General features: G+C 70.2%; 18 protein-coding genes. 6 read left to right on the plus strand and 12 right to left on the minus strand.

Annotated features, from left to right (window positions below; genetic code table 11):
- Nucleotides 1–92: 92 nt before the first annotated feature.
- Nucleotides 93–1,919 carry a long-chain fatty acid--CoA ligase gene (locus AB0269_RS06650; protein WP_366210431.1) on the plus strand — a complete coding sequence of 609 codons (1,827 nt, stop codon included), beginning with the start codon at nt 93–95 and terminating at the stop codon, nt 1,917–1,919.
- A gap of 136 nt (nt 1,920–2,055) precedes the next feature.
- Here the strand turns inward: AB0269_RS06650 and def are convergent, their stop codons facing one another.
- Genes def through AB0269_RS06665 form a run of 3 tightly spaced genes read right to left on the minus strand, consistent with a single transcriptional unit; the run spans nt 2,056 to nt 7,457 of the window.
- Nucleotides 2,056–2,547: a peptide deformylase gene (gene def / locus AB0269_RS06655; protein ID WP_366210432.1), complete on the minus strand. Its 492-nt coding sequence runs from the start codon at nt 2,545–2,547 to the stop codon at nt 2,056–2,058.
- On the minus strand, nt 2,547–4,007 hold the full coding sequence (locus tag AB0269_RS06660) for a MinD/ParA family protein (protein WP_366210433.1): 1,461 nt from the start codon (nt 4,005–4,007) through the stop codon (nt 2,547–2,549). The genes def and AB0269_RS06660 overlap by 1 nt, the downstream gene beginning before the upstream one ends.
- A 42-nt stretch (nt 4,008–4,049) precedes the next feature.
- Nucleotides 4,050–7,457 carry a pyruvate carboxylase gene (locus AB0269_RS06665; protein WP_366210434.1) on the minus strand — a complete coding sequence of 1,136 codons (3,408 nt, stop codon included), beginning with the start codon at nt 7,455–7,457 and terminating at the stop codon, nt 4,050–4,052.
- Between the two features lie 93 nt (nt 7,458–7,550).
- Here AB0269_RS06665 and AB0269_RS06670 point away from each other — a divergent pair, with 93 nt between their 5' ends.
- On the plus strand, nt 7,551–8,363 hold the full coding sequence (locus AB0269_RS06670) for a ParA family protein (protein ID WP_175988125.1): 813 nt from the start codon (nt 7,551–7,553) through the stop codon (nt 8,361–8,363).
- A gap of 186 nt (nt 8,364–8,549) precedes the next feature.
- Here AB0269_RS06670 and AB0269_RS06675 read toward each other — a convergent pair whose 3' ends face one another.
- From AB0269_RS06675 to AB0269_RS06685, 3 genes are all read right to left on the minus strand, one after another.
- Nucleotides 8,550–9,095: a MerR family transcriptional regulator gene (locus tag AB0269_RS06675; protein WP_175988023.1), complete on the minus strand. Its 546-nt coding sequence runs from the start codon at nt 9,093–9,095 to the stop codon at nt 8,550–8,552.
- A 98-nt stretch (nt 9,096–9,193) separates the two neighbouring features.
- The gene (locus AB0269_RS06680) at nt 9,194–9,883 is read right to left on the minus strand and encodes a MerR family transcriptional regulator (protein WP_366210435.1); all 690 of its coding nucleotides are present in this window, start codon (nt 9,881–9,883) and stop codon (nt 9,194–9,196) included.
- On the minus strand, nt 9,883–10,368 hold the full coding sequence (locus AB0269_RS06685; RefSeq protein WP_366210436.1) for an FHA domain-containing protein: 486 nt from the start codon (nt 10,366–10,368) through the stop codon (nt 9,883–9,885). The genes AB0269_RS06680 and AB0269_RS06685 overlap by 1 nt, the downstream gene beginning before the upstream one ends.
- A 100-nt stretch (nt 10,369–10,468) precedes the next feature.
- Between AB0269_RS06685 and AB0269_RS06690 the strand changes: the two genes are divergently transcribed.
- Nucleotides 10,469–11,140 carry a copper resistance CopC family protein gene (locus AB0269_RS06690; protein WP_366210437.1) on the plus strand — a complete coding sequence of 224 codons (672 nt, stop codon included), beginning with the start codon at nt 10,469–10,471 and terminating at the stop codon, nt 11,138–11,140.
- Nucleotides 11,141–11,149: 9 nt separating this feature from the next.
- Nucleotides 11,150–12,547, plus strand: a complete 1,398-nt coding sequence (gene lpdA, locus AB0269_RS06695) for a dihydrolipoyl dehydrogenase (RefSeq protein WP_366210438.1) — start codon at nt 11,150–11,152, stop codon at nt 12,545–12,547.
- Nucleotides 12,548–12,607: 60 nt separating this feature from the next.
- Here lpdA and AB0269_RS06700 read toward each other — a convergent pair whose 3' ends face one another.
- Entirely contained in the window at nt 12,608–14,185 is a 1,578-nt protein-coding gene (locus tag AB0269_RS06700) for a glycerol-3-phosphate dehydrogenase/oxidase (RefSeq protein WP_366210439.1), read from the minus strand.
- The gene (locus tag AB0269_RS06705) at nt 14,182–14,805 is read right to left on the minus strand and encodes a helix-turn-helix domain-containing protein (protein WP_366210440.1); all 624 of its coding nucleotides are present in this window, start codon (nt 14,803–14,805) and stop codon (nt 14,182–14,184) included. Before AB0269_RS06705 ends, AB0269_RS06700 begins: the two co-directional genes overlap by 4 nt.
- Before the next feature lie 20 nt (nt 14,806–14,825).
- Between AB0269_RS06705 and AB0269_RS06710 the strand changes: the two genes are divergently transcribed.
- Both AB0269_RS06710 and AB0269_RS06715 read left to right on the plus strand, forming a co-directional pair.
- Nucleotides 14,826–16,442, plus strand: coding sequence for an FAD-binding oxidoreductase (locus AB0269_RS06710; protein WP_366210441.1), 1,617 nt, complete (start codon nt 14,826–14,828; stop codon nt 16,440–16,442).
- 1 nt (nt 16,443) lies between these two features.
- Complete coding sequence (locus tag AB0269_RS06715; protein ID WP_366210442.1) at nt 16,444–17,343, plus strand: YegS/Rv2252/BmrU family lipid kinase; 900 nt, start codon at nt 16,444–16,446, stop codon at nt 17,341–17,343.
- 10 nt (nt 17,344–17,353) lie between these two features.
- Here the strand turns inward: AB0269_RS06715 and AB0269_RS06720 are convergent, their stop codons facing one another.
- From AB0269_RS06720 to AB0269_RS06735, 4 genes are read right to left on the minus strand one after another with little or no spacing between them, the layout of a single operon-like run.
- A complete protein-coding gene (locus AB0269_RS06720; protein WP_366210443.1) occupies nt 17,354–19,621 on the minus strand; it encodes a TIM-barrel domain-containing protein in 2,268 nt (755 codons plus the stop codon).
- 27 nt (nt 19,622–19,648) lie between these two features.
- Nucleotides 19,649–20,761 (minus strand): NAD(P)/FAD-dependent oxidoreductase, encoded by a 1,113-nt coding sequence (locus tag AB0269_RS06725; protein ID WP_366210444.1) that lies wholly within the window; start codon nt 20,759–20,761, stop codon nt 19,649–19,651.
- Nucleotides 20,748–21,464, minus strand: a complete 717-nt coding sequence (locus AB0269_RS06730) for a methyltransferase domain-containing protein (RefSeq protein WP_366210445.1) — start codon at nt 21,462–21,464, stop codon at nt 20,748–20,750. Before AB0269_RS06730 ends, AB0269_RS06725 begins: the two co-directional genes overlap by 14 nt.
- The gene (locus AB0269_RS06735; RefSeq protein WP_366210446.1) at nt 21,461–22,609 is read right to left on the minus strand and encodes a type III polyketide synthase; all 1,149 of its coding nucleotides are present in this window, start codon (nt 22,607–22,609) and stop codon (nt 21,461–21,463) included. The genes AB0269_RS06730 and AB0269_RS06735 overlap by 4 nt, the downstream gene beginning before the upstream one ends.
- Between the last annotated feature and the right edge of the window lie 9 nt (nt 22,610–22,618).

Below are 22,618 nucleotides of genomic sequence, written 5' to 3' on the forward strand. Positions count from 1 at the left end.
ACGCTACTGAATACCAAAATCCACCGGGTCTGCATGAGGTTGTGCCCTAGACTCAGGGAAAGCCGTGCCCGACCGGTACCGAAGGAGCTGCCGTGGTCCAATTCGAAGTCCCCGCGATCGTCCCCGCCGACCCCGAGGCGAACATCACCGATCTTCTGGTGAAGCGCGTCGAGGCCACCCCGAACCTCGCGCTGTTCTCCGTCCCCGACGGCTCCGGCTGGCGCGACATCACCGCCGCCGACTTCCAGACCGCGGTCATCGCGCTCGCGAAGGGCTTCGTGGCAGCCGGCATCCAGCCCGGTGAGAAGGTCGGATTCCTCGCGCGCACGACCTACGAGTGGACGCTGGTCGACTTCGCGCTCTTCTACGCCGGCGCCGTGATGGTACCGATCTACGAGACCAGCTCCCCCGCCCAGATCCAGTGGATCATGGAGGACTCCGGCGCGATCGCGATCATGCTCGAGTCCGCTGACCACTTCGCCAAGTTCGACGAGGTGCGCGGCGACCTTCCGCTCGTCCGCGACGTCTGGCAGATGCACCTGGGCGCCATCGACACGCTGACCGCCGCCGGTTCGGGCGTCGAGGATGCCGAGATCGAGCGACGCCGCAACATCGCCATCGGCTCCGACATCGCGACCCTCATCTACACGTCCGGGTCGACCGGACGCCCGAAGGGCTGCGTGCTCACGCACAGCAACTTCGTCGAGCTCGCCCGCAACTCGGCGAAGTCGCTCGACAAGGTCGTTCAGACGCCCGGAGCATCCACGCTGCTGTTCATCACGACCGCCCACGTCTTCGCGCGGTTCATCTCGATCCTGGACGTCCACGCCGGTGTGCGCACCGGGCACCAGCCCGACACCAAGCAGCTGCTGCCCGCGCTCGGCTCGTTCAAGCCCACCTTCCTCCTCGCCGTGCCGCGTGTGTTCGAGAAGGTCTACAACTCCGCCGAGCAGAAGGCAGAGGCAGGCGGCAAGGGCAAGATCTTCCGCGCCGCGGCCGCTGCCGCGATCGAGCACTCGCGACTGCTCGAAGAGGGCCAGAAGATCCCGTTCGGACTGAAGATCAAGTTCGCCCTGTTCGACAAGCTCGTCTACGGCAAGCTGCGCGAGGCGATGGGCGGCAACGTCCAGTACGCCGTCTCGGGCTCCGCTCCTCTCGGCCCGCGCCTCGGCCACTTCTTCCACAGCCTGGGCGTCGTGATCCTTGAGGGCTACGGCCTGACCGAGACGACGGCACCCGCCACGGTCAACGTCGCCGACAAGACGAAGATCGGCACGGTCGGCCCTGTGCTCCCTGGCGTCGGTGTGCGTCTCGCCGAGGACGGCGAGATCGAGGTCAAGGGCATCAACGTGTTCCGCGAGTACTGGAACAACCCCGAGGCGACCGCCGAGGCGTTCGACGACGGCTGGTTCCGCACCGGCGACATCGGCAGTTTCGACTCCGAGGGCTACCTCACGGTCACGGGCCGCAAGAAGGAGATCATCGTCACGGCCGGCGGCAAGAACGTCGCTCCGGCTGCGCTCGAGGACCCGATCCGGGCGAACCCGATCGTGGGTCAGGTCGTCGTGGTCGGCGATCAGAAGCCCTTCATCTCGGCTCTCATCACCCTCGACCCGGAGATGCTGCCGACATGGCTCGGCAACAACGGTCTGCCGTCCGACATGTCGATCGCGGATGCCGCGAAGAACGAGGCAGTCCGCGCCGAGGTGCAGCGTGCCGTCGACATCGCGAACAAGAGCGTCTCGCGTGCGGAATCGATCCGCAAGTTCACGATCCTCGACACGGAGTGGACCGAGGCGAGCGGTCACCTCACCCCGAAGATGTCGATCAAGCGCAACGTGATCGTGTCGGACTTCGCCGACCAGATCTCCGCGATCTACGACGAGCCGGTGCAGACGACGAACGTCGCGATCGGCTGAGAGCCTACGGAAGAATGCCCCGGTTTCGGCCGGGGCATTCTTGTGCACAGACCCCGTCTTGCCGACGAGACCCCGTCATGTCGACGTGATTACGACGGGGTCTCGTCGCTGAGACGGGGTCTGTGGGAAGCAGGTGTCAGAACCAGTCGCTCTCGCGGATCTCGCGCATCGCGGTCTTGCGATCCTCCGGAGCGAGACGCGAGAGATAAAGCATCCCGTCGAGGTGATCGGTCTCGTGCTGGAGAGCCTGGGCGAGCAGCCCCTCCCCCTCGAGGACGACCGGTTCGCCGTCGAGGTCGATGCCCTCGACCCGTGCCCACGGGTGGCGCAGCGCGTCGTGCCAGAGCCCGGGCACCGACAGGCATCCCTCACCGGTCGGCACGGGCTCGCCGCGCACCTCGGTGAGGACGGGATTGATGACGTATCCGACGTCGCCGTCGATGTTGTAGCTGAACGCCCGCACCGCGACGCCGATCTGCGGAGCTGCGACCCCGGCACGGCCGGGGAGCTTCACGCTGTCGACGAGGTCGGCGATGAGCGAGCGCACGCCGTCGTCGATCTGCTCGACCGGCGAGCACTTCGTGCGCAGCACGGGGTCGCCGAAGACGCGGATCTCGCGAGCGGTCATCAGGCGGCCTTCGCCCGCAGGCTCTCGACGAGCACAGCCGCGAGCTCACGAGCCGCCTGACGCGTCTCGGGCTGCAGATTGGCGAAGACGATGGCCCCGCCGCCGGCGATCTGCGCGTCGTACGGCATCCGCACGACGTGCTTGGCGCGGGTCTTGAAGTGCGCCTCGAGCTCGTTCAGGCGCACCAGGGGGCTCCCGGGCGTCGACTGGTTGAGCACGATGATGGCGTTCCGCGCCTGCTCCTCGTGGCCGTTGGTCTCGAGCCACGTCAGCGTCTCGGACGCCAGGCGCGCTTCGTCGACGCTGAGCCCCGACACGATGACGATCTGATCGGCCAGGTCGAGCGTGGCCCCCATCACCGAGTGCACGATGCCCGTTCCGGTGTCGGTGAGCACGAGCGAGTAGTAGTGCGCGGCGACGCCGGCGACATTGCGGTAGTCCTCGTCGTTGAAGGCCTCGGCGATGTGCGGATCGGTATCGGATGCCAGCACGTCGAGGCGCGTGGAGTCACGGGCGACGATCGCGGAGAGGTCGTGGTAGCCCTTGACCTCGTCGTGGATCCTGACGAGGTCGCGCACGGACTTGCCACCCGGGGTCCGGACGATGCGGTCGGCGAGGGTGCCGCGGTCGGGGTTCGCGTCGACCGCGATCACGCGGTCTTCGCGCGCGTCTGCGAGCGCCATGCCGAGCAGTGCGGTGACGGTCGTCTTGCCGACGCCGCCCTTGCGCGAGAGCACGGGGACGAAACGAGCGCCTCCGGAGAGGGCGTTGGAGATGCGCGCGGTGAGGGCCTTGCGCTCACGTGCCCGCTTGCCGTCGCCGATGTTGATGCGCCGCCCCGAGAGCGAGTAGAGCAGGTGGCTCCACGCGCCCTCGGGCTCGGGCTTGGTCAGCTGGCTCGGGTTGAGGAGGCGGTCGGCCGTCAGCAGGTCGGCGGTCTCGCGGGACGACTGCCCGGCCTGCTCGCCGAATCGCTTGGCCGTCAGCGCGATCTCTGGGGCGGGGGCTGCGGGCTTCGCGGCGGGCGCGGGAGGGGTGGCGGGAGCCACCGCTGCCGCGGGTGCGGCGGGAGCGGCAGGCGCCGGCGCCGGGGCGGCCTCGGGCTCGTCGACGACGTCCTCGATCGGCTCGGGCTCCTCGACGGGTTCGGACTCCTCGACGGGCTCCGCCTCCTCGGTCACCTCGACCGCATCCACAGCGCTGATCGCAGCATCCGGCTCCGCAGCATCCTCATCGTCGTGAGGGGGCTCGATCTCGCCGACGAGGATCTCGCCCGAGAACTCGCCGTCGACGATGTCATCCTCGACCAGGTCGTCGTCCTCGTCCGCACCGGCGGGCAGCGTGACGCTCACCTGCGAGGTGTGCCCGAGGATGCCGAGCGCGGTCGTGTCGAGCGATGCGGCCTCGTCGAGGATGCCGAGATCGTCGCCCTCCGAGGGGGAACTGTTCTTCGTGGTCACTGTGTCACTCCAAGCTTGTGCGAGCGTGTCGCCCGCACAAGATTACTTGGCGGGGGTGATCACGACCAAAAGATCCCCGGCATCGACCTGCTGAGTGGAGGCGATCGCCAGCCGCTCGATGACGCCGTCGACGGGTGCGGTGATCGCCGCCTCCATCTTCATCGCCTCGATGGATGCGACCGGTTCGCCGGCCCGCACGGACGCCCCGACCTCGACCTTGAGGGAGACCACACCGGAGAACGGCGCCGCCACCTGACCGGGCTGCGAGCTGTCCGCCTTCTCGGCCTCGTGCGTGTCGACCGCGACCGATCGGTCGCGCACGAACACCGGACGGAGCTGCCCGTTGAGGGTGGTCATGACGGTGCGCATGCCCCGCTCGTCGGCCTCGCCGATCGCCTCGAGGCCCACGTAGAGCTGCACGCCGCGGTCGATCTCGACGAGGTGCTCCTGCCCCTGGACGAGTCCGTACAGGTAGTCGGCCGTGTCGAGCACGGAGAGATCGCCGAACAGCTCGCGCTGCTGCGCGAACTCCCTGGTCGGGGCCGGGAAGAGCAGCGTGTTCAGCCGCTCGCGCCGCTCGCTGCTCGATCCCGCCAGTGCCGTCTCGTCGTCGGCCGAGATCTCGGTGAGTCCTGTGCGCACGGTGCGGCCGGCTAGCACCTTGCTGCGGAACGGCTCGGGCCACCCGCCGGGCAGGTCGCCGAGCTCACCCGCCATGAAGCTGACGACCGAATCGGGGACGTCGTACTTCTCGGGGTTCGCCTCGAAATCGGCAGGATCGGCCTTCACGGCCGCGAGGTGCAGCGCGAGGTCGCCGACGACCTTCGACGACGGCGTGACCTTCGGCACGCGACCGAGGATGCGGTCGGCCGCGGCGTACATGTCCTCGATGAGCTCGAAGTCCGAGGCGAGCCCGAGCGCCTTCGCCTGCTGACGCAGGTTCGACAGCTGACCGCCCGGGATCTCGTGGTGATAGACACGGCCGGTGGGGCCGGGAAGCCCGGACTCGAAGGGCGCGTACTGGTTGCGAACCGCCTCCCAGTAGGGCTCGAGGTCCGAGACGCCGGCCAGGTCGATGCCGCTGTCGCGCTCGGTGTTCGCCAGCGCCGCGACGAGCGACGAGAGCGAGGGCTGACTGGTCGTCCCCGACAGCGGAGCGGATGCGGCATCCACGGCGTCAACGCCCGCAGCGCTGGCCGCGAGCAGGGTCGCGAGCTGCCCGCCGGGGGTGTCGTGGGTGTGCAGGTGCACCGGCAGGTCGAAGCGCTCGCGGAGCGCGCGCACCAGCGTGGCGGCGGCCCCGGGGCGCAGGAGCCCGGCCATGTCCTTGATCGCGAGGACGTGCGCGCCGGCGTCCACGATCTGCTCGGCCAGGCGCAGGTAGTAGTCCAGCGTGTAGAGGTCTTCGGCGGGGTTCAGCAGGTCGCCGGTGTAGCAGAGCGCGACCTCGGCGACCGCGGTGCCGGTGGCGCGCACCGCGTCGATCGCCGGGCGCATCTGCGACACGTCGTTGAGCGCGTCGAAGATGCGGAAGATGTCGATGCCGCTCGTCGCCGCCTCGCTGACGAACGCCTCGGTCACCGCCGTCGGGTACGGCGTGTAGCCGACGGTGTTGCGGCCCCGCAGCAGCATCTGGATGTTGATGTTCGGCAGCGCCGCCCGCAGCTTGTCGAGCCGCTCCCAGGGGTCCTCCCCGAGGAAGCGGAGCGCGACGTCGTACGTGGCTCCGCCCCACGCCTCGACAGACAGGAGACCGGGGGTCAGCCGGGCCAGGTACGGGGCGGCGGCGGCGAGGTCGCGCGTGCGCACGCGCGTCGCCAGTAGGGACTGGTGCGCGTCGCGGAACGTCGTATCGGTGATCGCGAGGGCGGACTGCTCCCGCAGGGCGCGGGCGAAGCCCTCCGGACCGAGCTCCTGGAGCCGCTGGCGCGAACCCGCGGGCGGCTCGGCAGCCAGGTCGATGCTCGGGAGCTTCGCGGCCGGGTCGATCACGCCGGGGTGGTCGCCGTTGGGCTTGTTGACCGTGACGTCGACGAGCCAGTTCAGCAGCTTGGTCCCGCGGTCCTTGGACACGCGGCCCTGCAGCAGGTCGGGGCGCTCGTCGATGAACGAGGTGCTGATGTCACCGGCGATGAACGCGTCGTCGGCGAGGAGCGCCTGCAGGAACGGGATGTTCGTCGAGACGCCGCGGATGCGGAACTCCGCGAGTGCCCGGCGCGCACGCCCCACGGCCGCTTCGAAGTCGCGACCGCGGCAGGTGAGCTTGGAGAGCATGGAGTCGAAGTGCGGGCTGATCTGCGCGCCCTGGTGCACGGTGCCGCCGTCGAGGCGGACACCGGCGCCGCCGGGCGAACGGTAGGTGGTGATCTTGCCGGTGTCGGGGCGGAATCCCTGCGTCGGATCCTCAGTGGTGATGCGGCACTGCAGAGCGGCACCGCGCAGATGGATGCTGTCCTGCTGCAGCCCGAGGTCGGCGAGCTTCGCTCCGGCCGCGATGTGCATCTGCGCCTGCACGAGGTCGACGTCGGTGACCTCCTCGGTCACGGTGTGCTCGACCTGGATGCGCGGGTTCATCTCGATGAAGACGACCTCGCCGGCCCGCTCCCCTGCGGTCTCGAGGAGGAACTCGACGGTCCCGGCGTTCTCGTAGCCGATCGACCGGGCGAACGCGATCGCGTAGCCGTGCAGCGCCGTCCGGATGCTGTCGTCGAGGTTCGGAGCAGGTGCGATCTCGACCACCTTCTGGTGGCGCCGCTGCACCGAGCAGTCGCGCTCGAACAGATGAACCGTCTCGCCGGTCTTGTCGGCGAGGATCTGCACCTCGATGTGGCGAGGACGCACGACCGCCTGCTCGAGGAACATGCGCGGGTCGCCGAACGCGCTCTCGGCTTCGCGCATCGCCTCGGCGAGTGCGGCCGGGAGGTCGGCCTTCTTCTCCACGCGGCGCATGCCGCGGCCGCCGCCGCCCGCGACGGCCTTCGCGAACACCGGGAAGCCGATCTCGTCGGCCTGGGCGACGAGTGCGTCGACGTCGTCGGATGCTTCGGTCGAGCGGAGCACCGGCACGCCGGCCTCGATCGCGTGCCGCTTGGCCTCGACCTTGTTGCCCGCCATCTCGAGGACTGCGGAGGGCGGGCCGATGAAGACGATGCCGTTCGCGGCCGCCTTCTCGGCGAGCTCGGGGTTCTCGGAGAGGAACCCGTAGCCGGGGTAGATCGCATCGGCGCCCGACTCGAGCGCGACACGGATGATCTCGTCGACGCTCAGGTACGCGCGCACCGGGTGGTCGCGCTCACCGATCTCGTACGCCTCGTCGGCCTTGAGCCGGTGCTGCGAACCGCGGTCCTCGTACGGGAACACGGCAACGGTCCTGGCCCCCACTTCGAACGCTGCTCGGAAGGCGCGGATCGCGATCTCGCCGCGATTGGCCACAAGGATCTTCTGGAACATGCACACCTCTGGTAGCTCGATGTGCGGCGCAGTCGACGCACACGGGGCGGGGCTGAGTGTTCTCCAAGCCTAGGGGAAGGTAACGTGGTCTCCGTGCACGTACTCAGCGTCAGCTCCCTCAAAGGCGGTGTCGGCAAGACGACCGTGACCCTCGGATTGGCCTCTGCGGCCTTCGCCCGGGGTGTCCGGACTCTCGTCGTCGACCTCGACCCGCAGTCCGACGTCTCCACCGGCATGGACATCCAGGTCGCCGGTCGACTCAATGTCGCGGACGTGCTGGCCAACCCCAAGGAGAAGGTCGTCCGCCAGGCGATCACCTCCAGCGGCTGGGCGAAGGTGCACCCCGGAACCATCGACGTCCTCATCGGCAGCCCGTCGGCCATCAACTACGACGGTCCGCACCCGAGCGTCCGCGACGTTTGGAAGCTCGAAGAGGCACTGGCCTCCGTCGAGAGCGACTACGACCTCGTGCTCATCGACTGCGCCCCTTCGTTGAACGCGCTCACCCGCACGGCGTGGGCCGCGAGCGACCGGGTCATGGTCGTCACCGAGCCGGGGCTCTTCTCGGTCGCCGCCGCCGACCGCGCCCTGCGCGCGATCGAAGAGATCCGCCGCGGCCTCTCCCCCCGTCTTCAGCCGCTGGGCATCGTCGTCAACCGCGTGCGCCCGCAGTCGATCGAGCACCAGTTCCGCATCAAGGAGCTGCGCGACATGTTCGGCCCGCTCGTGCTCTCCCCGCAGCTGCCGGAGCGCACGTCGCTGCAGCAGGCGCAGGGCGCGGCCAAGCCGCTGCACATCTGGCCGGGCGACTCCGCACAGGAGCTCGCCGCCGACTTCGACCTGCTGCTGGACCGCATCGTGCGCACCGGCCGCGTCCCCGTCCCGGAGACCGGCGCCCAGGCCTGAGGCACTCACGTTTCGACTCGTCGCTGCGCTCCTCGCTCAACGCGTTTCGTCTGCGCGGCCGGCCCATGGCCGCTCCGCTCAACGACCCGCGTGAGAACTCGACCGAAAGCGGGTCGCCCCGCGGAAGCGGCGCAGCCGCCGAAGACGAAACGGGCTTGAGCGAGCGGAGCGAGTCGAAGCCGAGGCTTAGGCGGAGCGCTTGGCGCGGCGGGCGCTGAGCTCGTCGACGGGGTCCGGCGCCGTGGGGTCGAACTCCACGAGCGTGGACTCCACCTCGCGAAGCACCTTGCCGACAGCGATGCCGAACACACCCTGGCCGCGGCTGACGAGGTCGATGACCTCATCGTTCGAGGTGCACAGGTAGACCGAGGCGCCATCGCTCATGAGCGTGGTGCCCGCGAGGTCACGGATGCCGGCGGCACGCAGCTGATCGACGGCCGTGCGGATCTGCTGCAGCGAGATGCCGGTGTCGAGCAGACGCTTGACGAGCTTGAGGACGAGGATGTCGCGGAAGCCGTAGAGACGCTGCGAACCGGAGCCGCTGGCGCCGCGCACGGTCGGCTCGACGAGTTCGGTGCGCGCCCAGTAGTCGAGCTGGCGGTAGGTGATCCCGGCGGCACGGGCTGCGACAGCACCGCGGTAGCCGACCTCGTCGTCCATCGCCGGAAGGCCGTCGGTGAAGAGGAGTTCGGTCACGAACCGCGGGTCGCCTGCACGCTCATCCGCATTCATTTGACTTCCTCTCTGACGGGTTACCCCCACGCTAGAGCAGTGCCCTGCCCCGGGCAACGACATCCGCTTCGCTGTGGGGGTGTGTCGCAACCTGTTCGTTACGAAAGCACGCGGGCGAGCGCTTCGTTGACGAAGGCCGCCCTGACCTCACTGATCTTGCCCGCCAGTTCCGGACCCATCTCACGCGCCCTTCCCCGGGATGCGGCGTCCGTCCTGCGCAGCAGCGCCGACATGGCCGACTCGATCAGCGACACCTCGCGCTCCGCGCTCTGGCGGACCGTGCGGAGGTGACGCGGCTCGATGCCGTGACGGTCCAGGGCGACGAGGCCGCGCAGCAGCGTGACGGTCGACTCGGGGTAGGTCTCGGCCGCGGCGATGATACCTGTGCTGATGGCGTCGTTGAGGATCTGGGGCCCCGCTCCCGCCGCGGAGAGCAGCTCCTCGCGGCGGTACCGGCGCGGCGCCGGGGCGATCGAGGGCGGCGGGGCGAACGCGAGGCCGGTGTCGCCGTTCGCCTCGGCCTCGTCCAGCTGCTCGCGGATCACGCTGAGCGGCAGATAGTGATCGCGCTGGAGGGTGAGTCCGAGGCGCAGCCGCTCGATGTCGGACGCCGAGAACTTGCGGTAGCCGGACTCGGTGCGCGAGGGCGTGACGATGCCCTGAACCTCGAGGAACCTCAGTTTGCTGGAGGTGAGGTCGGGGAACTCCGGGGTGAGCCGTGCGAGGACCTGACCGATGCTCAGGAGCCCCGCGGACGCAGAGCGATCGCGGGCGGGAAGCGCCGCCATCAGTCGGACGCCACCGCGAGGTCGGCGGGCGAGATGAAGAAGTTCAGACGGAACTTGCCGATGCGCAGCTCCGATCCGTTGACGAGTTCGCTGCGGTCGACGCGCTCCCCGTTGACGTATGTGCCGTTGAGCGAACGCTGATCGATGATCTCGAATGAACTGCCCGAGCGCGTGATCTCGGCGTGACGGCGCGAGACCGTGACATCGTCGAAGAAGATGTCGGCCTCAGGATGCCGCCCGATCGTCGTGACGTCGGTGTCGAGCAGGTAGCGGGCCCCGGCCATCGCGCCCGAGCGCACGAGCAGGAGAGCCGAGCCGGTGGGCAGCGCCGAGATCGCGGACTGCTCGACCTCGGTCAGCTCCGCGCCGAACGGGACGAAGGAAAGGTCGGAGTCGTGTCCGAATGTCTGCGTGGCGTCGTGCCGCTGCTCACCGTCGCGGTGAATCGACGAGCCGCGAGCCGGTCGGCTTTCGAAATCTGTCACGGTGGCCCTCCTTCCGATCCAGACTAACGGATCGAGCGACCGCCGAGCGAGGCCCAGTACGACACAGCACGCGCACACGGCCATTTCCTAGGCTGGACTTGTGCACACCCTCACCTCACGACGCCCCCTCACCCCGTACGTGATCGCCGCAGCGCTGCTCGCCGCGTTCGCCCTCCTGTTCGCCTGGCCGCAGTCGGCCGCCGCGCACGACACCCTCGCCGACTCCAGCCCTGCGGCGGGCTCGACCGTCGAGACGCTGCCGGAGGAGCTCACCCTCACGTTCACCGCCGCCTTGATCGGCGGCGAGGGATCGACCGAGGTCGTCGTGACGGATGCCGCCGGCGAATCCGTCACCGACGGCCCCGCCGAGGTGGACGGCGCGATGGTCACCCAGCCATTGACCGGCGGCGGCGAGGCCGGCGAGTACCGGGTGCTCTGGAAGGTCGTCTCCAGCGACGGGCATCCGACGGATGGCGAGTTCCGCTTCACCGTGACCACCGGTTCGACCCCCGAGACCGCGACGCCGTCGGCGACGCCCACCGAGAGCGCCTCGACCGAGCCGAGCGCGTCCGCGACCGCGACGCCCCCCGCGGAGGAGGGAACGCCCGCCGACGGCGACTCCTTCGCGCGCAATCTGCCCTGGATCATCGGCGGCATCATCCTGGTGGCAGGACTCGGTGCGCTCATCGCCGTGCTGGTGGCGAAGAGCCGCCGCGAACCGGGGGCGGCGGAACAGCACGAGGCCGGGTCGGACGACCCCGCAGAGCGATAGGCTTGAGGCATGCCACACTACGACGTCGTCATCCTCGGCGCGGGCCCCGGCGGGTACGTCGCCGCAGTCCGCAGCGCACAGCTCGGCCTGTCCACCGCGATCATCGAAGAGAAGTACTGGGGCGGTGTGTGCCTCAACGTCGGCTGCATCCCCTCCAAGGCTCTGCTCAAGAACGCCGAACTCGCCCACACCCTGAACCACAAGGCCGAGTTCTTCGGCATCTCGGGTGACTTCACGATCGACTTCGGCAAGGCGTTCGACCGCTCCCGCGAGGTCGCCGAGGGCCGGGTCAAGGGCATCCACTTCCTCATGAAGAAGAACAAGGTGACCGAGTACAACGGCCGCGGCACCTTCACCGGCCCGAAGGCGATCTCGGTCGCCAAGGCCGATGGCACCACCGAAGAGGTCACGTTCGACAACGTCATCATCGCGACAGGATCGAAGGTGCGCCTGCTCCCCGGCGTCGAGCTCAGCGAGAACGTCGTCACCTACGAGGAGCAGATCCTCAGCCGCGAGCTCCCCGAGTCCATCGTCATCGTCGGCGCGGGCGCCATCGGCATGGAATTCGCCTACGTCCTCACGAACTACGGCGTGAAGGTCACGATCATCGAGTTCCTCGACCGCGCGCTCCCCAACGAGGATGCCGACGTGTCGAAGGAGATCACCAAGCAGTACAAGAACTACGGCGTCGACATCCTCACCTCCACCAAGGTCGAGAAGGTCGTCGACAACGGGTCGTCCGTCACCGTCACCTACACCGGCAAGGACGGCAACCAGGCCTCCATCGAGGCCGGCAAGGTCCTCATGTCGGTCGGCTTCGCACCGAACATCGAGGGCTTCGGACTCGAGGCGACCGGCGTCAAGCTCACCGAGCGCGGCGCGATCGACATCGACGACCACATGCGCACCAACGTCGACGGCATCTACGCGATCGGCGACGTCACCGCGAAGCTGCAGCTCGCGCACGTCGCCGAGGCGCAGGCCGTCGTCGCCGCCGAGACCATCGGCGGTGCCGAGACCCAGACGCTGGGCGACTACCGGATGATGCCGCGCGCGACATTCTGCTCGCCGCAGGTCGCCTCGTTCGGCCTCACCGAGCAGCAGGCCAAGGACGAGGGCCGCGAGATCAAGGTCGTGACCTTCCCGTTCATGGCCAACGGCAAGGCGCACGGCCTCGGCGAGCCGGTCGGCTTCGTGAAGATGATCGCGGATGCCGAGCACCTCGAGCTCATCGGCGCGCACATGATCGGCCCGGACGTCTCGGAACTTCTGCCCGAGCTCACGCTCGCGCAGAAGTGGGACCTCACCGCTCTCGAGCTGGCCCGCAACGTGCACACGCACCCGACGCTGTCGGAGGCGCTGCAGGAGGGCTTCCACGGCCTCGCGGGCCACATGATCAACTTCTGACACGCACCCGAAGAAGGAAAACCCGGCTTCCGAGTACGTCTCGGCCGGGTTTTTCTTCTTTCACCGGCGCGGATCCAGGGACGCGAGCGTTTCCGCGACGACTTCTTCGACGACCCCGGCCGCGGCATCCCGATCGGCGGGGACGAGCCCGATGCGGGTGCGGCGATCGAGCACGTCGTCGGCATCCAGCGCCCCCTCGGCGCGCACCGCGAAGGCGACCTCGGCGCGGGTGATGTCGATGCCCTCGGCCACCGTCTCGGCGGCGCCTGGGCCGCCCGCGGCGAGCACCGCCGCAGCCTCTGCGCCGTAGCGGGCGCGCAGCGACGCCGACGACCTCCGAGCGGTCGCTGCGCCGCTGACCGGCACCGGCGAGTCGGGGGCACCGACCAGCGGGAGCCGGCGGGTTCGGCAGGGCGCGGCATCCAGACCGGCATGGCGGGACGCGAGGTCGACGGCATCCTGCGCCATCGCACGGTATGTCGTGAGCTTTCCACCCAGGATGCCGACGACGCCGTTCGACGAGACCTCGACGCGATGGCGGCGCGAGATGTCCGCCGTGGAGGACCCGGCCCCGGACTCGATGAGCGGCCGCAGGCCCGCGAACGTGCCTCGCACGTCGTCGCGCGTCAGCGGCCGGTTCAACGCCTGGGAGAGCGTGCCCAGCAGGAAGTCGATCTCGTCCGCCGTCGGCTGCGGGACGTCGGGGATGCCGCCGGGCGCATCCACGTCCGTCAGCCCCACGATCACGCGCCCGAGCTGCACGGGCAGCGCGAAGACGAAGCGACTGATCGACCCGGGATGCGGCACGGTCAGCGCCGCCGTCGGGTTGCCGAGCGTCGCGGCATCCAGGACCAGGTGCGTGCCCCTGCTCGGCCGCAGACGGATGTCGGAATCGAGGCCTCCTGCCCACACGCCCGCCGCATTGACGACGGCGCGGGCGCGCACCCGGGCCGAGCCGCCGCCGAGCTCGTCGTGCAGGGTGGCCCCCGAACCGTCGACGTCCGACGCGCGTGTCCTCGTGAGGATCATCGCGCCGTGCGCAGCCGCGGTGCGGGCGATCGCGACGACGAGGCGCGCATCGTCGACGAGCTGCCCGTCGGTGCCGACCACGCCGCCGCGGAGTCCCCGCCTGCTCAGCGCCGGGAACATCGCGACCGCCTCCGCCGGTGACGCCCGATGCGGTCGCGGCAGGACGCGTCCCGGTGTTCCGGCGACGCGGCGCAGACCGTCCCCCAGCCAGAACCCGATCTCGCCGACGGTGCGCTGCGTCGTCGAGACGCCCTGGACGAAGGGCAGCAGCTGCGGGAGGGTGCGGGTCAGGTGCGGGGCGGTGCGGGTCATGAGCAGGTGCCGCTCGACCGCGCTCTCCCTCGCGACGGCGACGTCGCCGGATGCCAGATAGCGCAGGCCGCCGTGCACGAGCTTCGAGCTCCAGCGGCTCGTGCCGAACGCGAGATCGTGGGCCTCAGCGAGGACGACGGACAGGCCGCGGCTCGCGGCATCCAGAGCGACGCCGGCACCGGTCACACCGCCGCCGATGACGAGCAGATCGACCTCGTCCCCGCCGGTCAGCCGATCCCATTCGCGGATCCGGCGCGTCGCGTTCAGCATCGCCGAGGAGCGGACACCGGAGTTCATGGTCGCAGGTATCCGTCCATCGCACAGGTGAGCTCGGTGTGCCATTCCGCCTCGCCGATCAGGGCGGAGACGGCGTTGTGCGAGAGCACAGCGGACTGCACGATGAGCAGCATCATGATCGACATGTCGTCGGCATCGCCGGGCCTGACGGTACCGCCCCGCTGGGCGTGCACGATGGCATCGGCGAGCCATCTCAGCATGACGCGCTGGCTCGTGCCGACCCGCTCCAAGCTGTACTGCGTGAACGCCTCCGGCTCGCTCGAGAGCAGGCTGCCGAACACGGCATCCTGCCGGAAGGCATCCGCGAAGCGCACCGCCTCGGCGACGAGCTCGGCCCGTGTGCTCACGGCGGTCTCGAAGCCGCTCAGGAGCAGGACCGTCCGGCGCAGGAGCGCAGCCCGCACGACCTCATCGACGCTCGACCAGCGCCGGTAGATCGTGGGCCGGCTGACCTTCGCCTCGCGGGCGAGCTCGGCGATCGTGAGTCCGGCCGTTCCCCGCGCGGAGATCAGAGCGGCGGCCCGGTCGAGGATGTGCGCGTCCGTGGCATCCCACGACGGCAGATCCGCACGGACCTCGCTGCGGGCGGACGGCTCGCTGATTGCTTGACGATCTTCCACAATGTGTCACACTGTAACGCATGACGACGGAGACCACACCTGCCGCGATGATGCGTTGGAACGGATGGGGCGACCCCGACCTCGCCAAGGATCTGCCGCTCGCGGTGCGCGCACTGCTGCCGACGGTGATCGGGCGCGTGCAGCGTCCGCAGCCCGCGGTCTCCCTCGCCGACGTCCGCATCGCGCCCTCCGCGCTCACGGACGATGACCGGCGCGCGCTCGGCGACATCGTCGGCGACGCACACGTGAGCACCGACGACGAGACGCGCATCCGGCACGCGGGCGGACGATCGACGATCGACCTCGTCCACCGGCGAACGGCCGATCAGGAGGCGCCGGATGCCGTCGTCTCCCCCGCCGGCCGCGACGAGGTCGCCGGCGTCCTGCAGTCCTGTGCGGAGCGCGGGCTGGCCGTGATCCCGTTCGCAGGCGGCACGAGCGTCGTCGGCGCCCTCGATCCGGAGCGCGGCCCGCATCGCGCGGTGATCGCCCTGGACGTGCGGCGCCTGAGCGGCCTCCTGCACCTGGACGAGACCAGCGGCGAGGCACGCTTCCTCGCCGGCACCACCGGCCCCGAGGCCGAGCGCCTGCTCGCCGAGCACGGCTTCGAACTGGGGCACTTCCCGCAGAGCTTCCTCTACGCCACGCTCGGCGGATTCGCGTCGGCGCGCTCATCCGGCCAGAATTCGGCGGGCAACGGCCGGTTCGACGCGATGGTCACGGCCGTGCGCGTCGCGACCCCGACCGGCGAGGTCGCCCTCGGCGGCGCGCCGGGAACGGCGGCGGGGCCCGATCTGATGCGCGTGTTCCTGGGGGCCGAGGGCGTCCTCGGTGTGATCACCGATCTGAGTCTGCGCGTGCACCGCCTGCCCGAGACGCGCCTGCACGAGGGATGGACCTTCCCCGACTTCGCCACGGGCGTCGACGCCCTGCGGCGCGTCGCCCAGCTCGGCACCGGGCCCACAGTGATCCGGCTGTCCGACGAGGCCGAGACCGGGATCGGACTCGCGCAGCACGGCAGGATCGGCAAGGCCCTGTCGAAGGGATGCAGCGCCGTCACCGTGTTCGAAGGGGACCCCGACGTGGCCGCCGCCCGTCAGGCACTGACGGCGAAGGTGCTGACGGATGCCGGCGGGCGTTCCACCGGGCCGGAGCCCGCCGAGGAGTGGGCGAAGGGCAGGTTCGGCGCCCCGTACCTGCGCGACGCGCTGCTCGACCACGGCGTGTTCTGCGAGACGCTCGAGACCGCGACGGTCTGGTCGAAAGTCGCCCAGGTGAAGACGGCGGTCACGGATGCGCTGCGCACCGGATTCGCCGATCACGACGCGAAGGCGCTCGTGATGTGCCACATCTCGCACGTGTACCCCACGGGAGCTGCCCTCTACTTCACGATCATCGGCAACCTCAAGGGCGACGTCCTCTCCGACTGGGATGCCACCAAGTCCCGGGTGAACGATGCGATCCTGCAGGCCGGCGGCACGATCAGCCACCACCACGGCGTCGGGCGCGACCATGCACCCTGGCTGGCGGACGAGATCGGCGACGGCGGCATCCGCATCCTGCGCGCACTGAAGACCGAGCTGGATCCCACCGGCATCATGAACCCCGGCGCCCTGCTGCCGGTCGGGGCGGGCTGACGTGCCGAGCATCCATGTTCTGGCCAATCCGGATGCCGGGCGCGGCAAGGGCGCTGCGCGCACGGATGCCGCGATCGCACGGTTGCGATCGCACAGCATCGACCCGGTCGTGCACCAGGGGGCATCGGCCGCGGATTCCCGGCGCCTCGCGGCCGAAGCGGTCGCCGCACGTCCGGACGCCCTCGTCATCGTCGGCGGCGACGGGACGCTGGCGACCGTGGTCGACGTGCTGACCGGATCCGGCGTGCCGCTCGTCCTCGTCCCCGCCGGAACCGGCAACGACCTCGCGCGTTCCCTGGGGATCCCGTACGACTCGGCCGAGAGCGCAGCCCTTGCCGTCGATGCCGCGGTCACCGGCTCCCCGCACTCGCTCGACGTCGGCGAGGCGATCTGCCCCGACGCGACCGCCCGTTTCCTCACCATCGCCGCCCTCGGCTTCGATGCGAAGGTCAGCGAACGCACGAACCGGCTGCACTGGCCGCGCGGCGGAGCGCGGTACTATCTCGCGCTGCTGATCGAGCTGCTCCGCCTCGCGCCGATGCGCTTCTCGCTGCGCGTCGACGGCGAGGACGCCCGGGTCTCGGACGGGACCCTCATCGCGGTGGGCAACACGCGCAGCTACGGCGGAGGGATGCCGGTGTGCCCCGACGCCGACCCGCATGACGGCCTGTTCGACATCACGCACGTCTGCCCGGTGGGGAGGCTGAAGCTGCTCCGACTGTTTCCGCGTCTGCTGCGCGGCACGCACGTCGAACTGCCCGAGGTGACGACGATGCGCGGACGCGAGGTCGAGGTGTCGGCGCCGGGACTCGTGGTCTACGCCGACGGCGAGCGCATCGGCACCGGCAGCGCCCGCATCCGCGTACTGCCCGGAGCGCTGACCGTGCTGCTGCCGCGGTGACGGGCCGTGCTCAGTCCGCGAACGCGCTGAGCTCGCTTGCCACCGCCGTCCCTTCCCGGACGAACAGGGCGGGTCGCCCCATCGGGGCATCCACGGTCTCGTGCGTCACGGACGAGGCTTCGCCGAACACCGCGCCGGTCCAGATGTTCTGCCATCTTCCCGGCGGGAAGGCCACGTCGACCGTCGTCGCGCCGGCGGAGAGCACGGGTGCCAGCAGGACATCGGGCCCGAGCTGAAGCTCCTCGTCCGCGATGCCGTCGAGCCCGGCATCCGGAGCGAGCATCCACGGATGCTGCACGGCATCCGCGAGCCCGCTCTGCGCCGCGAGCCGTTCGCGCTCCGGACCGAGCGCCACGAACACCCGGGACAGCTCGGCGAGCTGCGCGGCAAGCTCCGCATCCTCGGCCGGCTGAGCCGACACGGCGGGCCGGTTGCCCTCATGCGTGCGGAGAACCGGCTGCAGCAGCGACGCCTCCGCCCAGCGGATGACGAGCTCGTCGTCGCGGTCGGGATCGGGGATGACCGGCAGGTCGATACTCGTGTACCCGCCGATGTCGCCGTGCACCTGCGTCATGCCGCTCGCGGACAGCGACTGCGTGAGCGTGACGGTGGAGGCGAGGCCGTCCTCGCGCGACCAGTCCTGCGTCTGATCGCCCAGCCACAGCGCGTCGGCCGCGCCGGCCGAGCGGGTTCCTCCGCTGCGGTGCCAGACGAAGCCGTCGGCCTCGAGCCCGGCGATCTCGAGCGCACGTCGATTCACGTCCTGCCAGAGCACGGGCCACCGCACCCGCCAGTCCGCCCCCGACCCGCCGGCGAGCACGGCGTCCGGAGGCGGCCCCTCCGCGAAGTCCGCCATCCAGCCGGATGCTCCGGCCCCGGCCACCTCGTCGGCGATGACCTGCGCCATCCATTCCCTGGCATCGGCGTCGGAGAGGTCGACCATCGCCGCAGTGAAGCCGTGCTGATCGACGTCGAGCACGGCGCCGTCCTCGTCCAGCGCCAGGTATCCGGCGGCCGCGGCCTCGGCGTACAGGTCGCGTCCGCCGCGGGCGGACGCTGCCGCACCGCTGTCCACGGACAGGGAGGGATTCACGTAGGTGAGGACGCGGATGCCCTGGGCCTCGAGGTCTGCGACCAGCTGGTCCCAGCCGGGGTACTGCTCGTCGTCGAGGCTCCAGTTCCATTGCAGACGCTCTCCGAAGTCGGTGGTCCGGCGCCCGACCCAGTCCTGCAGCCACACCGCGGCGAGCGGCACATCCGCCGCCTGCAGGGTGGCGACCTTCTCCCGCACCTCGTCCGTGCCGCCCTGGATGCCGGCGATCAGTCCGGTCCGCGTCCATGCCGGCGGAGGTTCGGCTGCGCCCGCCCAGGCCGACTGGATCGCCACGGCGTCCGCGGGGGTCGCGGCAGCGGCGAGCGAGAAGTCGGCCGTGCTGCTCCAGACCTCCCAGATCATGCGGTCGTCGGGGCGCAGGTCCACCGAGGAGAACGCGTCGCCGCGGTAGACGAGGCTGCGCGAGCGGCCTGTGACGTTCACGGCGCTCGGGAGGTAGGTGGTGTCCTGCCCGCCGGCTGAACTCGCCGCCAGGTCGACAAGGAACGACAGCGGCTGCTCGCCCCGCCCGATCCCCTGTTCGCGCGGGATCAGCGGCACGCGGTCGCCACGGAGATCCCACCCGGTCGACTGCGCCCCCAGCCCGTGCACGCCTTCACCGTCGTCCAGCGCAGCGCTGAGATAGACCCGGTTCGCGGGCGCCGACACCGAGATCTCGGCATCCAACCGCCCGGGGGCGCCCTCGCGGAGCCGGAGCGTCCATGTCACCGAGTCGACGTCGTCGAGCGTTCCGCTGAGTGCGAGCGCCCCATCGGAGTCGATCTCCGCCGCCGTGACGCGCTGCGTGTTCCAGATGGCGTCCTGGTCATCGCTCACCCGGACGAGTCCGAGGTCGTCGATATAGCTCGCGCGTCCCTGGGCGGCCGTGAGGAACGCCTCGCCCGGAACCGTCTCCCACACGGATGCCGCCGCCTGCGGATGGGTCACGTGCAGGGCCTCATCGAGCACGATCGTGAACTCGCCGATCCGCCACTCGCCGTCCGCCCCGTCGACGATGAGGTCGCCGCGAGGCGGATCCGCGAGCTGCGTGGCCGGCTGCGGCAGCTGCACAGCGACGAAGACGCCTCCGAAGATCGCGGCGGCGCCGACCAGCGCGAGAATCGTGAGCCCGATCCGGCGCCCGAGGCGCCGACGACGAGGTGGCGCGGCTGCGGTGTCGGTCACACGCTCAGTATAGGTTCGGGGCCTCGCTCACCCCGTCCCCCGCATCGTGATCATGTCGGCGGTGCGGCCTCGCAGGGGCGCGGTCCCCAACAGGCGGATCGCGGCGTTGCGCACCGGCAGCGCGGGGCCACGGGCAGGGCGGCCCATCGTCATATAGAACAGCGAACGCCGCTGTGCTCGGGCTGCAGAAGCCAAGGTGTGCTTCTCGTAGGAGCCGAGATCCGCACGCCCGGTGCGCAGGGATCGCTCGATGACCGCCGCCAGTCGCACGGCCGCAGCCCAGCCGAGGTTCATGCCCTGCCCGCCGATCGGGCTCGTCTCGTGCGCGGCATCCCCGACGAGCACGATGCGCCCGGCGACCAGACGCGACGCCCGATGCTGCTGTGCGCGGAAGGCGGTCGGCCGCATCCCGGCGGGCAGCTCCGGTCTCATGCCGGTCCGCGCATGTATCGCGTTCGCGAACCGTTCCGCGTCGTCCAGGGCACGATGCGGATCCGATGCGACCCAGCGTCGGCGCCCACCCGGCATCGGGAACGACTCCACCAGCCCGTCCTGCTCGCAATACAGCTGCGCGCGTGCTCCGCGGGCGGCATCCGGAACGTCCGCCATGGCGTACCCGCCCGCGCCGGGGCGGGGCATCCAGCCGATCCCGAGCCGGCGACGGATGCCGCTGCGCACGCCGTCGGCCGCGACGACGAACGACGCGGTCGCCTCGTGCGTCGTCTCCAAAGACACCCGCACGACGGCCCCGCCGTCCTGCACGCCGGTGACCGCACGACCGAGACGCAGGGCGTGCGGGGCGATCTCACTCAGACGCGCCCGGAGCAGTTCGTCGGTCCTGTGCTGCGGCAGGATCAGCACCCGCCGGTGCTCGTCGAAGGTCAGCGACACCAGCACACGACCACCGCAGATCACCTCACCGCCGTCGAGCGCGAGAGCCTCGGCGCGGACGGCGGGGCCGAGCCCGGCAGCATCCAGCGCCGCCCATCCCGGGGGATGGATGCCGATCGCCCGAGACCGCCCGTCAGCACCCTCCCGCGCCTCGAACACCGCAGCATCGATGCCCCGCTGGGCGAGAAGGCACGCCAGCAGGAGCCCGACCGGCCCCGCGCCGACGATCGCCACGTCATGGTCGGGCATCCCACGCCTCCCACCGGAGCTCGAGCCGGGCCGGCGCCTGCCCGCGGACCTGCCACCCGTCGGGCACGAGCCCGGCGATCTCCTCCGCCGTGTACGAGCGGCGGATGCTCGTGAGTCCGTCATCGCGGATGAACGAATCGGCGAGCACATTCCTCGAGAACGGCCACGTGCCTGCGGCGAAGGCACGGTACGCGAATCGGCTGCGCGCGATGTCGCGATGCAGGACGAGCCCGTCGTCCGCGGTGAGACGGATCGTGTCGTGCAGCAGCGCGGGGAGCTCGTCCGCTTCGAGATGGTGGAGCAGATGGTTCGAGACGACGACGTCGAACCGCTCCCCTGCGCCGACGAGGTCGTCGGTGCGCGCGCAGCGGTACTCGACCCGGCCGCCGCGCCCGTTCGCCCAGCGAACGGCCCGCGGGTCGGCGTCCAGTGCGGTCACCGAGACCTCGAGCCGATCACGACGGGCCCATGCGGCGAGCGCCCGTGACACGTCTCCGCCTCCGGCGCCCACATCGAGCAGCCTGATCGGTCCGCGCCGTGCTCTCGGCCGGATGTCGCGCCGGTACACCGAGCGCCAGCGCGACACCAGGGCGTTGATCAACGGGAACCGCGCGTACGTCCGCTCCAGCATCCGCAGATCGGCATCCGGGTCGTCCATGAGCTCCCGGGCATCCGCCGCCCGCGTCGACAGATCGGGGGTCACTGCGCGACGACGGTCATGAGCGCGGCCTCGGCGGTCAGACCCGGCCCGAACGCCATCGCCGCGACCCGCTCGCCGTCGCGAGCGCCCTCCTGCTCGAGGATGCTCCGCAGCACGAACAGCACGGTGGCGCTGGACATGTTGCCGTACTGCCGCAGCACCTCCCGTGCCGGATGCAGCTGCTGCTCCGACAGCCCGAGGTGCTCCTCGACCTTGTCGAGGATGCTGCGTCCGCCGGGATGGATCGCCCAGTGCGTCACCTGCTCGCCGATCCTGCCGTCGTCGAAGGACGTTCCCAGCGCGTCGGCGTGGAACATCGGGCTGAGCGCCGCGGTGATGTTGTCGCCGATGAGCTGCGGCACGGCGGTGGAGAGGATCATCTCGAACCCCGCATCGCCGATCATCCAGGCCATGTCCTTCTTGCCCTCGGGGATGATTCCGGTGTGGAAGCGATCCAGCGCGAACCCGGGTGCGATCTGGTCGAATGTCCGCGCGGTGACGAGTCCGGCGGCGGCGCCGTCGGCGAACAGCGAGGTCGCGACGATCATGTCGGGGTCCTCCGACGATCGCAGATGCAGCGTGCACAGCTCGACGCTGACGACGAGCACGACGGCATCCGGGTTCGCGGCGCAGAACTGGGCGGCGGCCCGCAGCGCGGGCATCGATGCGTAGCAGCCCATGAACCCGAAGTGATAGCGCTCGACGTTCTCCGGCAGGCCCAGGGCGCGGACGATCTCGTAGTCCGGCCCTGGGGCGTAGAAGCCGGTGCACGAGACGGTGATGACGTGCGTGACGTCGGCGGCGACGATGCCGGGATCGGCCTCGAGACTCCGGCGGGCCGCATCCACGTACAGCTTCCAGGCCTCGCGCACGTAGACCTCGTTGCGCACCTTCGTGCTCGGCGAGAGCAGACGGCCGGTCTCTCGGTCGAAGAACTGCGGCTGCACCGTGTCAGCCGTCAGCGAGAGTTCGTCGAGCACGGTGTAGCGGGTGTCGATGCCCGACCCGTTGAAGGATGCCGTGACGATGCGCTGCGCCAGCCTGCCGAGCTCGGGCTGGGCGGCGAAGACGTCGCGCACCTCGTCCTGCCGCAGCGTGGTCTCCGGAACGATCGTCTGCAGCGAGCGCAGGATGGCTGGGCGGCTCATGTGCTCACT

Source organism: Microbacterium sp. NPDC077644 (assembly GCF_040702785.1).
In the GTDB taxonomy this organism is placed as follows: Bacteria; Actinomycetota; Actinomycetes; order Actinomycetales; family Microbacteriaceae; genus Microbacterium.